Here is a 12,569-nt window from a genome sequence, read left to right as displayed (position 1 = left end):
GTAACAAGGTAGCTGTACCGGAAGGTGCGGCTGGATCACCTCCTTTCTAAGGAGCTTGAGGCCTCCGCTCTCCCCTTTTGGATCCTTGGGGGCGCCTTCGGGCGCCCTTTTTTATTGCCGAGGAGCGGAGTCTTGCGCAGGAAGCGTCAGGTGCGGGCAGCCAGGAAGCGGGTGGTTTCCGCCGGGGGGGTGGTCCTCCGTGGGGACCCGCCCGAGGTCCTGGTGGTGTCCCTGAAAGGGGGGAGGGTGGTCACCTTGCCCAAAGGCCAGGTGGAGCCGGGAGAGCGTTACCCTGAGACCGCCGTGCGGGAGGTGCGGGAGGAGACCGGGGTAGAGGCGGCGGTACTCTCTCCCGTGGGCAAGGTGCGCTACTACTTCACGGTGAAGGACGGGGAGGTCCCGGTGACGGTGAGCAAGGAGGTGCACTACTTCCTCATGGCCTACCGGGGCGGGGAGCCCAGACCCCAGCTTTCCGAGGTGGAGGCGGCCTACTTCTTGCCGGTGGCTGAGGCCTTAAACCGGCTTTCCTACCCCAACGAGCGGGACATGCTCCGCAAGGCCCTTATGCGGTACAGGCGGGGTTAAGCGGGCTGGGCGCTGGGGTTGAGCAGGGTGAAAGCGGCTTCCTCTGGGGAGAGCTCGCCTTGGGCCACGCGCCGGACCAGTTCCCCGGCCTGTTGGGTGCGGCGGCGGCCCCATTCCTGGATGACGCTTTCCACCTCAAACCGGGCCCGCTCCAGGCGGTGGCCCTCCAGGAGGCCGTGGGCCTCGAGGTGGCGGTGGTGGGCTTCCAGCCCCTCAAAAAGCGCCTCTACCCCCTCCCCTGTGGCCGCCACCGTGGGGTAGATGGGGGGGCGCCAACCCCCAGGCCTGGGGGGCGAGAGCTCCAGGGCGCTTTTCAGCTCCTGGATGAGGCGCTCCCCGCCTGGCAGGTCAAACTTGTTCACGGCGAAGAGGTCGGCGATCTCCATAACCCCCGCCTTGAAGGCCTGCACCGCGTCCCCCGCCGCGGGGGTGAGGACAAGGAGGGTGGTGTCCGCCACCCGGGCGATATCCACCTCGCTTTGGCCCACCCCCACGGTTTCCACGAAGATGCGGTCAAAGCCGAAGGCTTCCAGGAGGGCCAAGGCCGCCACCGTGGCTCCAGCAAGCCCTCCTAGGGCGCCCCGGGAAGCCAGGGAGCGGATGTAGACCCCGGGGTCTTGGTGGTGGCGCATCATGCGGATCCGGTCGCCCAATATGGCCCCCCCGGTGAAGGGGCTACTGGGGTCCACCGCCAGTACCCCCACCCTTTCGCCCTGCTTGCGGGCCTCGAGGATGAGGCGGTCCGTGAGGGTACTCTTCCCCGCCCCTGGGCTTCCGGTGATGCCCACCACCTTGGCCCTTCCTTGGCCCCGCACCCGCTTGAGGAGAGCCTGGCCCAGGGGGTGGCCGGCTTCCACCAAGGTGAGGGCCCGGGCCAAAGCCCGCACGTCCCCCGCCCGAAAGCGGCTTTCCAGCTCCTCCAGGTGGGCTTCCTGCGCCATAGGGCTATTCTACGCTTTTTTGCAGGAGCGTATCATTCCGCCAGGGCCACGCAGGCCACCTCCACCCGCACCCCTCGGGGCAGGGCCTTGACCGCCACCGTGGCCCGGGCGGGGTAGGGAGGGGAGAAGTAGCGGGCGTAGACCTCATTGAAGCCGGGAAAGTCCTCCATGTCCGCCAAGAAGCAGGTGGTCTGCACTACCCGGTCCAGCCCGGAGCCCGCCGCCTCGAGGATGGCCTTGAGGTTTTCCATCACCCGCTCGGCCTGCTGGCGGATGTCCCCCTCCACCAAGGCGCCCTCCGGGGTCAGGGGGATCTGGCCGGAAACGAAGACGAGCCCTCCGGCCCGCACCGCTTGGCTGTAGGGGCCGATGGCCTGGGGGGCTTTTTCGGTCTGAACAGCTTCCATGCCCCTATCCTACGGCGAAGCGGTAGAGTTTGCCCGAAAGGCTCGCCACCAGCACCTCTCCCGGCAGGGGCAAGGGGGGCACCTGCACCGCCCCCAGGCCCGTGGCCTCAAAGACCACCTGGCCCCGTCGGTCCACCGCCAGGAAGCGGCCCTCCTCCGTGGCGGCGAAAACGTGCCCCGAGGCGTAGGAGAGCCCCGCCGTTACCTTGCCCACCTCCAGGCTCCACACCTCCTCCCCCGTGGCGGCGTCCAGGGCCCGAAGGACCCCATCCCATGCGGCCACATAGACCCGCTCCCCGTCCAGGGCAAGCCCGCCCCATATCTCGCCCTCCACCGCGGCGTTCCAAAGGGTTTCCCGGCTCAAGGGGTCAAAGGCGTAGACCTCCCCTTCCCAGGTGGGGATGAAAAGCAGCCCCCGCCCCGCGGCCACGGGGGCGTGGATGGGCCCGGTGCGCACCTTGTAGCGAAGGACCCCCGTTTCCGGATCCAGGGCGTAGAGCCACCCGTCCTCCGAGCCCACGAAGAGGAGCCCCCGGTAAAAGGTGGGGCTTGCGGAGAGGTGCCCCCCGGCCCGGAAGCGGAAGAGGGGAGCGTCCTTGTGGAAGGCGTACAGGGTGCCGTCGCGGCTCGCCACGTAGACCCGCTCTCCCAAGACCAAGGGGGCGGCGGTGACCTCCGCCCCGGTTTCCACGCTCCACTCCAGGTGGCGGCCGCGGAAGCGCCGCACCTTGCCGTCAAAGCTTCCCACATACACCCCGCCCCGCACCACCGGGGGGGCGGTGGCCTCCTCGGGCAGGGCCTCCCGGCGCACCTCCCCGCTAAGGAGGTCCACCTCCACCCAACCCCGGCCCACCCCCAGGTACACCCGCCCCCCGGCGTAGACCATCTCCCCGGGCCAGGCCGCCTCCCCCCCCAGGTCCACCTTGCCCTTGAGGGCAAGCCGTCTGGGGTCCGGGGCCAGGGGGTAGTGGCCAGAGCGGCCCGCCCCCGCCCGGGGGGTGGAAAGGCGCAGGGCCTGGAACTCCCTTAGGGCGCTATAGAAGAGGTCGGGGTGGGCGGGGCGCTCCTCGGGGTGCTTGGCCAGAAGCCCCAGCACCGCCTGCCCCACTCCCTTGGGGATGGCGGGGTTCAGGGCTTCCGGGGGCCTTGGCTCCTCGTACACATGCTGGTAGAGGACCGCTTGGTCGTTTTCCCCCTCAAAGGGAGGGCGGCCGGTGAGGGTGCGGTAGAGGACCGCTCCCAGGCTGTAGAGGTCGGCTTTGGGGGTGAGGGGGAGACCCTTGGCTTGCTCCGGGGCCATGTAGGTGGGGGTGCCCAGGGTGTAGCCCGTGCGGGTCAGGTGGCGGCTTTCCTGGAGCAGGTAGGCCAGGCCGAAGTCCATCACCTTGGGGTGGCCTTCCTTGGTGAGGAGGATGTTCTTGGGGGTCAGGTCCCGGTGAAGGATGCCTTGGGCGTGGAGGTGGGCCAAGGCTTCCATGACCTGGGCTGCCGCCAGGAGGATCCTGTCCCCTTCCGGTCCCTCCTCAAACGGGCCCAGGCGGTCAAAGGTGCCCCCCTCCACCAGCTCCATGACGAAATAGGGCCGCCCCTCCTCCTCCCCCAGGTCCAGGACCTGGACGATGCCGGGATGGAAGAGGCGGGAAAGGGCCCGGACCTCCAAAAGGAACCGCTCCCGCTCAGGGGGCAGGGCCCTGGGGTGGAGGAGCTTCACCGCCACTTTCCGCCCCAGGCGCTCGTCCACCGCTTGCCACACCTCGGCCATGCCCCCGGAGCCCAGGGGGGCCTCGAGGCGGTACCGCCCGGCCAGGAGCATCCGGGTCATTTTAGGGGGTTTCTTCCTCGGGCTCCAAGCGCTTCAAGAGCTCGGCCAGCTCCTCCTTGCCCTCTTCCAGTTCCTGGACAATTTTGGCGATCGCTAGGCGCACCACCTCCGACTTGGACACCAGCCGCTCGGGGCTGGAGAGGGCGTAGGCCGCCCGGGTGAGGAGGGCGTCCTGCTCCTCGGAGATGACCACCTGCAGCCGCTTTTTCTCCTTCTTGGGCATACCGCTCCTTGGCGGGTAGTGTAGCAAAAACCGCATGGCCTTGACAATGCGCACCTTCCTGTATATCCTCACGGTGAGTAAGGTGAGTATGATGCTCACGGACTCGGGGCGGAGCAAGATCCTGCGGATTGAAGGGGGCTCTCCCCTGTCCGGCGAGCTTCGCGTCTACCCGGCCAAGAACGCCGCCTTGCCTATCCTGGCGGCAAGCCTCCTCACCCCGGAGCCCATCACCTTGGTGGAGGTGCCGCGGCTTCGGGACGTGGAGGTGATGCTGGAGCTCCTGGCCCACCTGGGGACCCATTACCAGTGGGAAGGGCGCACCCTCCACCTCCACACCCCCGAGATCCGCAACACCCACGCCCCCTACGAGCTGGTGGGGCAGATGCGGGCCAGCTTCATCGTTTGGGGGGCCCTTTTGGCCCGGGTGGGGGAGGGGCGCATCTCCCTGCCCGGGGGGTGCGCCTTCGGCGCCCGCCCTGTGGACCAGCACGTGAAGGCCCTCCGGGCCTTGGGGGCCGAGGTGGTGGAGGAGGAAGGGACCTTCTACGCCCGGCGCGTCCGCCCCCTTTCCGGGCGGGTGGTCTTTGACCTGCCCACCGTGGGGGGGACGGAACAGGCCATGCTGGCCGTGGCCTTGGGCGGCGAGGCCACCTTGGTCCAAGCGGCCATGGAGCCGGAGGTGGAGGACCTCGGGCGTTTTCTCTCCATGCTGGGGGTGGAGGTGAGGGGCCTGGGAAGTGCCATTGTGCACATCCGGGGGGCAAGCCGCCTGGGGGGAGGGCGTTACCGCATCATCCCCGACCGCATTGAGGCGGGCACCTACCTCCTGGCGGCGGCGGCCACCCGGGGGGCCATCACCCTGCGCGAGGTGCGCCCCGACCACCTGGACGCCCTTTTGGACAAGCTCCGCCAGGCGGGGCACCGCTTGGAGGTGGGGCCTGACTGGATCCACTTCACCGCCACCAAGGACCCCCTTCCCCTTTTTGTGGAGGCCCGGGAGTACCCCGGCTTCCCCACGGACCTCCAGCCCATCGTGACCGCCTATTTGGCCACGGTGCCCGGGCAAAGCGCCGTGAGCGACCGCGTCTACCCCGACCGCTTCACCCACGTGGGGGAGCTGGCCCGCATGGGAGCGGAGCTTTACCTGCGGGACCGGACGCTTTTGGTCCAGGGCCGACGCCTCCACGGGGCCCAGGTGAAGGCCTTGGACATCCGCGCCGGCGGCGCCTTGGTGGTGGCGGCCTTGAGCGCCGAGGGGGTTTCCGAGATTGAGGGGGTCTACTTCCTGGAACGGGGGTACGAGGACCTGGAGGAGCGCCTGAAGGCCCTGGGGGCCCGGGTGGGCGTGGCGGAGGTGGCTTTGGCCCAGGCGGCGGACTAGCCCAATAGCCCCAAGGTCTCGGGGAAGCGGAAGAAAAGCCGGTTCCGCTCCAGCTCGGGGCTATAGGCAGCCTCCACGTAGCCTGCGAGGCGGAGGGCTTCCAGCACCTCCTTGGCCACCGCCCGGTCCCCCTCCAGCCTGCCGGTGAGGAAGGTGAGGGCTTCTTCCTCCTCGTCCCCCTCGCCCACGAACTCCCGGTACTCCTGGTCCAGGGCCCGCATCAGGGCCTGGAGGTCCACAGGCCTTTCCGTGAAGAACCAGCGGCTTTTGGCCCCGGGGAGGAAGTGGGCGTAGCCCTGGGCCTCGAGGGCTTGGGCCAGGCGCACCGCCTCGGGGTGGGGGTAGCCCCGCTGGACCAGAAGGGTCACCAAGGCGTCCCGCTCCCCGGGAAGCCCTTCGGGGTGGCCTTGGCGCAGGGCTTGGGCCAGGTCTTTGAGGTCCATACCATCACCTCCTAGAGCTATAATAAATCTTGCGCATGATGTTATCAAGGCTAGGTTTTGCGCTATACTGAAGGCGGTATGGACTTGGACCTTCTCGCCAAACGCTTAGAGAGCCTCCGGGGGTATCTTTGACATCCCCGGAAAGGAAGCCCGGCTGCAGGAGCTAAACCGGCGCCTCGAGGACCCCACTCTCTGGCAAAACCTGGAGGAGGCAAGGCGGGTGAGCCAGGAGGCGGCCCGCCTCAGGCGGGTGGTGGACACCTTCCGCTCCCTAGAGGGAGACCTCCAGGGCCTCCTTGAGCTTTGGGAGGAGCTTCCCGCCGAGGAGCGGGAGGCCTTGAGGCCCGAGCTGGAGGAGGCGGCCAAGAAGCTGGACGACCTCTACCACGAAACCCTCCTCAGCTTCCCCCACGCCGAGAAAAACGCCATCGTCACCATCCAACCCGGGGCGGGGGGCACGGAGGCCTGTGACTGGGCGGAGATGCTTTTCCGCATGTACACCCGCTTCGCCGAGCGCCAAGGCTTCCAGGTGGAGGTGGTGGACCTCACGCCGGGGGCGGAGGCGGGGATTGACTACGCCCAGATCCTGGTGAAGGGGGAAAACGCCTACGGCCTCCTTTCCCCCGAGGCGGGGGTGCACCGCCTGGTGCGGCCTTCCCCCTTTGACGCCTCGGGCCGCCGCCACACCTCCTTCGCCGGGGTGGAGGTGATGCCGGAGGTGGACGAGAGTGTGGAGGTGGTGATCCGCCCAGAGGATCTGCGCATTGACGTCTTCCGCTCCCAAGGCCACGGGGGGCAGGGGGTGAACACCACGGACTCCGCGGTGCGCATCGTCCACCTGCCCACGGGGATCACCGTCACCTGCCAGACCACCCGGAGCCAGATCAAGAACAAGGAGCTGGCCCTAAAGGTCCTCCGCTCCCGGCTTTTTGAGCTGGAGTGGAAAAAGAAGCAGGAGGAGCTGAGGAAGCTCAAGGGCGAGGTGCGGCCCATTGAGTGGGGAAGCCAGATCCGCAGCTACGTCTTGGACAAGCAGTACGTGAAGGACCACCGCACGGGGCTCATGCGCTTTGACCCGCAAAACGTCCTGGACGGGGACCTCATGGACTTCATCTGGGCGGGGCTGGAGTGGAAGGCGGGCCGCCGCCAGGCGGCGGAAGAGGTGGAGGCGGACTAGCCCACGGCCCGGCGCAGGAGGGCTTGGATCTGGGCCTCCTCCTCCGGGCCTAGATCTTTTAGGGCAAAAGCCACGGGCCACATCCTTCCCTGGTCCAACCGGGCCTGGTCGGTGAAGCCCAAGGTGGCGTAGCGGGTCTTGAAGCGGTGGGCGGGCTGGAAGAAGCAGAGGACCTTGCCCTTTAGGGCGTAGGCGGGCATGCCGTACCAAAGCCGCAAAGTAAGAGCGGGGGCCGCTTCCTGAACCAGGGAGTGGAGGCGGAGGGCCAAGGAGCGGTCGGGTTCGGGCCAGCCTTCTATGGCCGCCAACACCGCCTCGGGGTCTTGGGGGCGGGCCATGCTAGTAGACGTCCTCCGGGGCCTTGTAAACCTCCCCGGTAAGCCAGTAGATGACCCGCTCCGCCACGTTTTCCAGGTGGTCCCCGAGCCGCTCGTAGCTGCGGGCCACCCGCATCAGGGTGAGGGCCTTGGTGATGGTCCTGGGGTCCTCCATCATGTAGGTGATGAGCTCCCGGGTCACCTCCTCGTAGAGGCCGTCCACCTGGTCGTCCAGTTCCAGGACCTTACGGGCGAGGGCGGCGTCCCGCTCGGCCACGCTCCTCCCTAGGGTGTCCGTCATCTCCAGAAGGCGCCGGCCCATCTCCGGCAGGGTCACGTAGCGCTTCAAGGGGGGTTCCTTGCTCAGGAGGAGGGTGTCTTCCGCCACGTGCATGGCGTAGTCCCCCGCCCGCTCCAGATCGGTGAGGGCCTTGATGACGGTGAAGATGAGCCGAAGGTCCGTGGCCACGGGCTGGTGGCGGGCGATGACGGCGATGGCCTGGTTTTCAATCTTAAGCTCCAGGGCGTCCACCTCCTTGTCCTTGGCGATGACCTCCTGGGCCCGGGCGGCGTCTTGCTGGACGAGGGCCTCCGTGGCCTCCTGGGTCATCTCCCGCACCAGGGAGAGCATCCTTAGGGTTTCTTCCAATAGCTGGTTGAGCGCTCGGTCAAGGGCTTCCCGCATGGGTTCCTCCTTGCTTTAGTCTAGGGGAAGGCGGATGCCGAAAACGTTCTCCGCCCCTTCCCGCTTGGCGTAGGCCTCGCCTCCCAGGCCTCGAGCCAGACGGCGCACCAGGTAAAGGCCAAGCCCCTGCCCCAAGCCCCCCTGGAACCCCCGGCGCCCGGGGAGGAAGAGGGTCTCGTAGTCGGGTAAGGGAGGGCCTTGGTCCCGCACCTCCAGGTGGAGGTGGCCGTCTTCCACCCGCGCGCAGAGGTGGATGGGGTCTTGGCCGTACTTGAGGGCATTCTCCAGAAGGTTCAGGAGGATCTGGAAGAGGGCGTCGGGGTCGGTGTGGACGGTGTGGGGGAGGTGGACCTCCACCCGCCTTCCCCGAAGCCTTTCGTGAAGGAGCCTTTCCAGGCGGGGCCAGAGCTCCTCCAGGGGAAAGGTTCGCTTGGGGCCGGGCTGGGTGAAGGAAAGGCTTTGCGCCAGGCGGCCCAAGCGGGCCACCTCCCCTTTGAGGAGGTCCAGGACCTCTTTTTCCTGCCGGGTCCTGGGGGTCAGGGCCTCCAGGAGGGGGCCCATCCCCGCCAGGGGGGTCCTGAGCTCGTGGGCCAGGGTGAGGGTGGCCTCCTCCAAGGCCTCTAGCCGCCGCCTCACCTCGGTTTCGTCCAGGAGGTAGAGCCTCCCCGGAAGGGCCTTGGCCCGAAGGAGGCGGCCCCGCACCTCTAAGGTTCTTTCCCCCCCGTGGAGGGCCAGGGCCTCGAGGCGGTGGTCCCGCAGGGCCAGGAGGAGGGGACGGCCCACCACCTTGTCCCGGCTCACCTCCAGGAGCTCCTCCGCCTTGGGGTTCAGGTAGACCACCTCCCGGTTGCGGTGGAGGACCAGCCCCTCCAGGGCCTCCTCCCAGGCGGCCAGAAGCTCCTTCACCCCGCCTCCCGGAAGCGGTAGCCTATGCCCCGCACCGTTTCCAAAAAGCGGGGCGCCTTGGGGTCTTCCCCGAGCTTTTCCCGGAGTTGCAGCACGTGCTGGTCCACGGTCCTGGGGGTGCCGAGGTAGTCTTGGCCCCAGACCGCCTCCAGGAGCTCCTCCCGGGTGTAGACCCGGCCCGGGCGCTGGGCCAAGAAGGCCAAGAGGGCGAACTCCCGCCGGGTGAGGGGGAGGGGCCTGCCCCCCAGGCTCGCCTCCATGCGCTCCAGGTCCAGGAGGAGGGGGCCCCGCCTGAGGAGCTTGCGCTTTCCCGCCCGGCGCAACAGGGCCTCGAGGCGGGCCAGAAGCTCCTCCGTGGCGAAGGGTTTGGCCAGATAATCGTCCGCCCCCCGGCTCAGGCCCTCCACCCGGTCCCGCACCTCGGCCCGGGCGGTGAGGAGGAGGACGGGAAGCTCGGGGAAAGGGCCCTGCCGCATCCTTTCTAGGAGCTTGATCCCGGGTTCGTCGGGGAGCATCCAGTCTAGGATCACCGCCTCCGCCTCCTTGAGGAGGGGCCAAGCCCCCTGGGCGCTTTCCGCCTCGAGGACCCGGTGCCCGGCCCGCTCCAAGGCGAGGCGAACCCCAAGCCGCACCGCCGGCTCGTCCTCCACCAGGAGCACCGTGGCCACGCCTTCAGTCTAGCCTCCCCTTTGTCAGAGCAAGGTCAAGCCCAGCAAAGGGCTTGACCTTGCAAACTTCGTCTACGGTATACATCCTAGCGCCATGGGCAAGCGCGGCCTTCGGTCGTGTAAGGAATTATGTGTATGGGTTTGTGTAAAAAAGGGGGGGTACAGAAGCTAGAGAGGAGGTACCCCATGGACCAGTCTACCCTGCAAGCCCTGCCACGGGAAGCGGTGAGGGAAACGGTGACCGAGGTGCTCCAGCTTCTCCTGGAGGCGGACCGGGACGCCTTCCTCCGCCAAAAGGGCGGGCGCAAGAACGGCCACTACCCCCGCAAGCGGGAGACCCCCTTCGGCCAGGTGGAACTGGCCATCCCCCGGGATCGGGAAGGGCAGTACTACCCCAGCTTCCTCACCCCCTACGCCCGCCGCCAGGTGGACGTGGGGGAGGTGGCCGTGGCCCTGTACGCCGCCGGGGTCACCCAGCGCAAGGCGGCGGAGGGGATGCGCCTCCTCCTGGGCCACCGCACGGACGAGGTGCTGGAGAAGGCAGAGGCCTTCCGTGGGAGGCCCTTGCCGGAGGAGATGGCCTTGGTGTACCTGGATGGGTTTTTCCTGAAGGTGCTCAGGGAAGGGCTTGGGGTGGAGCGGGAGGCGGTGTACGTGGCTTTAGGGGTGACGCCGGAGGGGGCGAGGCGGGTGCTGGGCTTCTGGCTTTTGCCCACGGAGAACGCCTCGGCCTGGGAGGGGGTTTTGCGGGAGCTATGGGAGAGGGGTCTGCGGCGGGTTTTGCTTTTCATCACCGATGGCCTACCGGGGATAGGGGTTTACATGGCGGAAAGCCGGAGGGAGGCTTTAGGGGCATTGGAGCGGTTGAGGGAGGTTTGGGGGGGCAAGTACCCCGCTTTGGTGGCGGCTTGGTGGGAGGACTCGGGGGCCCTGTTGCGCTTTTACGATTACCCGCGGGCGCTTTGGCCGTATTTGCGGAGCACCAATCTGATGGAGCGGTTTATCCGTGAAGTGAGGCGAGGGGCGAAGGTGCGGGACCACAGGTTTCCTCGGCCTGAGGCGGTGTTCAAGCTTTTGTACTTGGAGGGGGAGCATCTGGAGGGGAGGTGGGCGGAGCGAAAGCTCAAGGGGTTTGCCGAGGCGCGGGAGGTGTTGGAGAGGATGCTTCAGGAGCGGTATGCCCCCCGTACACAGACGCTTACACATAACTCTTGACACGACCCTTTTACCTCCTCCTTGCCCTCCCCACCCGGATGGGAAACCCCACCTCACCGGCTACCCCCTTGGACACCACCGCACCCTGAGCCGGAGCAAGAGCGCTGCACTGAGGGTGGTCACGGAACCCCCCACGATCAAAAACGTGTGCACGCCGAACGTTTGGAGAAGGAAACCGGCGCTCAACAACACGATCGTGGGGACAATCCGTAGGGCCGTGGACTGGGTGGCCAAGGCCCGGCCCAGGACATCCGAAGGAAGGGTCCGCTGCATGACGCTGGCCGTGTAGACGGAAACCAAGTCAACCATAAGACCGATAAGCACCATCACCATCAGCCCCCACCCCAGCGCCCTCACGAAGCCCAGGGACATAACCAGGAGGCCGAAGAGGACCGTGGCAAGCCCAGACAACCGGAGCTCGTCCCCACGTCTGACCAGCAGAGGGGCTATGAGGGTGGCAACGATGGCCCCGAGCGCCATCGCTCCGGTAAGGAGCCCATACCCGGCGGCACCCTGGCGCAGGACCTCTTCCGAAAGGATGGGAAGGGCGATGGCCAGGACCGGAATGCCGACGTTGACCACCACCATATCCGCCATGGCAAGCACCGCCGCGCCGTGGCGGCGCAGGATACCCAGCCCACGCGCGAAATCCTGGAGCACCCTGGGCCGCCTGCCCCGCACCACCGGGGATTCCCCTTCCACGCCGCGGAGCGCCAGCAACAGCACCGCAGAGGCCGCGGACAAGGCGGCGTTAGCCAGGAAGGTGTACGCCGGGCCCACCCAGGCAAGGAGCAGGCCCGCCATAACCCTGCCCAAGATTTCGCACACGTTGCGGTTCAGCCCGAGCAGCGCGTTGGCCCGCGTCAGGTCAGCCCGGTCCACGAGGGCCGGAACAACAGCCCCGGCTGCCACGGTGAGAAAAATGGTGGTGACCCCATGGGCCACCACGGCGAGATACAGGTACCACGCCTGCAAGCTGCCCAGGAGGAAGAGGCTAGCCGCGGCCAGACCGAGCAGCGCCCGGAAAGCCTCCGAAACGAGCATCACTCTTCTTCTGGAAGCGACGTCCACGTAAACGCCAGCAAAGGGAGCGATGAGCAGCGAAGGGACAACTTGGAGGGCAAAGGCCAGCCCGAGTTGTAGGGCGCTGCCCGTAAGCTGAAACACCAGCCACGGAACGGCAACGGAGAACACATTTTCGCCGAGGCGGGACAGGGTCCTACTGAGGAAAAAACGCAAGAAGGAGCGTTCCCAGGTGAGAAGGCCCACCCCTAACCCCGTCGCGTGGTGAGGGCTTCACGCATGAAGCGCTCTCGCGGGACCCCGTGTTGGGGAAGCATGGTACCCCATCAGGATGAGAGTGTAAAAGTGTAGAGGATGCGGTGGGGCTACCCTAGACCAACACTTGCTCGGCGGCAGCAATGCGATGACGGGAAACGACCCGGACTGTCTCCTTCCAGTCCCACAACCAGAGGGAGCGGTCAATTTCCTTCCGGAGGATGTCCTCCTCCGCAGGATAGTCCCACCCCGGATGCAAACGGGCCAGAACAGACAGGTTCTGGGCCAATAGTAGGCGGATATAGTTGACAAAGCGCTCGTGATAAGGGTCATGGTACACAAAGCATGGGAGTCCCGTTACCGCCAACTTATCGACCTCTTTAACCTCAACACCCCTGACCGAAGTATTCATTTTATCACTCGTCCCAATTATACCCTAGTCTGGATTCCTTGTCAATCCCCTGTACAGGACTTTACCCACATCTCCGTTTCGTGGTAAATCTCCCCTTGCGGGCGCAGCC

General features: G+C 66.9%; 14 protein-coding genes. 4 read left to right on the top strand and 10 right to left on the bottom strand.

Annotation, left to right across the window (positions count from 1 at the left end):
• The first annotated feature begins 132 nt into the window (after positions 1 to 132).
• Entirely contained in the window at positions 133 to 585 is a 453-nt protein-coding gene (locus L0D17_RS12000; RefSeq protein ID WP_243095525.1) for an NUDIX hydrolase, read from the top strand.
• Here L0D17_RS12000 and meaB read toward each other — a convergent pair.
• From meaB to L0D17_RS11980, 4 genes are read right to left on the bottom strand one after another with little or no spacing between them, the layout of a single operon-like run.
• Positions 582 to 1,526, bottom strand: coding sequence for a methylmalonyl Co-A mutase-associated GTPase MeaB (gene meaB / locus L0D17_RS11995; protein ID WP_243095524.1), 945 nt, complete (start codon positions 1,524 to 1,526; stop codon positions 582 to 584). The genes L0D17_RS12000 and meaB overlap by 4 nt on opposite strands.
• Positions 1,527 to 1,558: 32 nt before the next feature.
• Positions 1,559 to 1,933, bottom strand: a complete 375-nt coding sequence (locus L0D17_RS11990) for a RidA family protein (protein WP_243095523.1) — start codon at positions 1,931 to 1,933, stop codon at positions 1,559 to 1,561.
• Between the two features lie 4 nt (positions 1,934 to 1,937).
• Positions 1,938 to 3,755: a protein kinase domain-containing protein gene (locus L0D17_RS11985; protein WP_243095522.1), complete on the bottom strand. Its 1,818-nt coding sequence runs from the start codon at positions 3,753 to 3,755 to the stop codon at positions 1,938 to 1,940.
• 1 nt (position 3,756) lies between these two features.
• Entirely contained in the window at positions 3,757 to 3,978 is a 222-nt protein-coding gene (locus tag L0D17_RS11980) for a hypothetical protein (RefSeq protein WP_039459667.1), read from the bottom strand.
• An 88-nt stretch (positions 3,979 to 4,066) separates the two neighbouring features.
• Between L0D17_RS11980 and murA the strand changes: the two genes are divergently transcribed.
• Entirely contained in the window at positions 4,067 to 5,359 is a 1,293-nt protein-coding gene (murA, locus tag L0D17_RS11975) for a UDP-N-acetylglucosamine 1-carboxyvinyltransferase (protein WP_243095526.1), read from the top strand.
• Here murA and L0D17_RS11970 read toward each other — a convergent pair.
• The gene (locus L0D17_RS11970) at positions 5,356 to 5,802 is read right to left on the bottom strand and encodes a hypothetical protein (protein WP_243095521.1); all 447 of its coding nucleotides are present in this window, start codon (positions 5,800 to 5,802) and stop codon (positions 5,356 to 5,358) included. The genes murA and L0D17_RS11970 overlap by 4 nt on opposite strands.
• Positions 5,803 to 5,880: 78 nt before the next feature.
• Between L0D17_RS11970 and prfB the strand changes: the two genes are divergently transcribed.
• Positions 5,881 to 6,979 (top strand): peptide chain release factor 2 gene (prfB, locus tag L0D17_RS11965; protein WP_243095520.1). Its coding sequence is split into 2 segments (ribosomal slippage): positions 5,881 to 5,931 and positions 5,933 to 6,979, totalling 1,098 coding nucleotides; the frame shifts between segments, so codons are not numbered across the junction.
• On the opposite strand, the gene L0D17_RS11960 is transcribed toward prfB, so the two are convergent.
• From L0D17_RS11960 to L0D17_RS11945, 4 genes are read right to left on the bottom strand one after another with little or no spacing between them, the layout of a single operon-like run.
• Positions 6,976 to 7,317, bottom strand: a complete 342-nt coding sequence (locus L0D17_RS11960) for an iron chaperone (RefSeq protein WP_243095519.1) — start codon at positions 7,315 to 7,317, stop codon at positions 6,976 to 6,978. The two genes, prfB and L0D17_RS11960, sit on opposite strands and share 4 nt — an antisense overlap.
• A 1-nt stretch (position 7,318) precedes the next feature.
• Complete coding sequence (gene phoU, locus L0D17_RS11955) at positions 7,319 to 7,981, bottom strand: phosphate signaling complex protein PhoU (RefSeq protein ID WP_243095518.1); 663 nt, start codon at positions 7,979 to 7,981, stop codon at positions 7,319 to 7,321.
• 15 nt (positions 7,982 to 7,996) lie between these two features.
• Entirely contained in the window at positions 7,997 to 8,887 is an 891-nt protein-coding gene (locus L0D17_RS11950; RefSeq protein WP_243095517.1) for an ATP-binding protein, read from the bottom strand.
• Positions 8,884 to 9,555, bottom strand: a complete 672-nt coding sequence (locus L0D17_RS11945; protein ID WP_243095516.1) for a response regulator transcription factor — start codon at positions 9,553 to 9,555, stop codon at positions 8,884 to 8,886. The genes L0D17_RS11950 and L0D17_RS11945 overlap by 4 nt, the downstream gene beginning before the upstream one ends.
• A 135-nt stretch (positions 9,556 to 9,690) precedes the next feature.
• On the opposite strand from L0D17_RS11945, the gene L0D17_RS11940 reads away from it, so the two are divergent.
• Positions 9,691 to 10,770 carry an IS256 family transposase gene (locus L0D17_RS11940; RefSeq protein ID WP_243095515.1) on the top strand — a complete coding sequence of 360 codons (1,080 nt, stop codon included), beginning with the start codon at positions 9,691 to 9,693 and terminating at the stop codon, positions 10,768 to 10,770.
• A gap of 60 nt (positions 10,771 to 10,830) precedes the next feature.
• Here L0D17_RS11940 and L0D17_RS11935 read toward each other — a convergent pair whose 3' ends face one another.
• A complete protein-coding gene (locus L0D17_RS11935) occupies positions 10,831 to 12,039 on the bottom strand; it encodes an MFS transporter (protein ID WP_243095514.1) in 1,209 nt (402 codons plus the stop codon).
• Positions 12,040 to 12,569 lie beyond the last annotated feature (530 nt).

Source organism: Thermus thalpophilus (genome assembly GCF_022760915.1).
Classification (GTDB): Bacteria; Deinococcota; Deinococci; order Deinococcales; family Thermaceae; genus Thermus; species Thermus thalpophilus.
Note: the sequence above shows the minus strand (reverse complement) of the source record. Positions and strands in the feature narration are given on the sequence as shown.

Coding starts and splice junctions, on each gene's coding strand:
- murA (WP_243095526.1), top strand. CDS start 4,067: ATGATGCTCACGGACTCGGGGCGGAGCAAGATCCTGCGGATTGAAGGG.
- L0D17_RS11990 (WP_243095523.1), bottom strand. CDS start 1,933: ATGGAAGCTGTTCAGACCGAAAAAGCCCCCCAGGCCATCGGCCCCTAC.
- L0D17_RS11940 (WP_243095515.1), top strand. CDS start 9,691: ATGGGTTTGTGTAAAAAAGGGGGGGTACAGAAGCTAGAGAGGAGGTAC.
- L0D17_RS11970 (WP_243095521.1), bottom strand. CDS start 5,802: ATGGACCTCAAAGACCTGGCCCAAGCCCTGCGCCAAGGCCACCCCGAA.
- L0D17_RS11960 (WP_243095519.1), bottom strand. CDS start 7,317: ATGGCCCGCCCCCAAGACCCCGAGGCGGTGTTGGCGGCCATAGAAGGC.
- meaB (WP_243095524.1), bottom strand. CDS start 1,526: ATGGCGCAGGAAGCCCACCTGGAGGAGCTGGAAAGCCGCTTTCGGGCG.
- phoU (WP_243095518.1), bottom strand. CDS start 7,981: ATGCGGGAAGCCCTTGACCGAGCGCTCAACCAGCTATTGGAAGAAACC.
- L0D17_RS11985 (WP_243095522.1), bottom strand. CDS start 3,755: ATGACCCGGATGCTCCTGGCCGGGCGGTACCGCCTCGAGGCCCCCCTG.
- L0D17_RS11980 (WP_039459667.1), bottom strand. CDS start 3,978: ATGCCCAAGAAGGAGAAAAAGCGGCTGCAGGTGGTCATCTCCGAGGAG.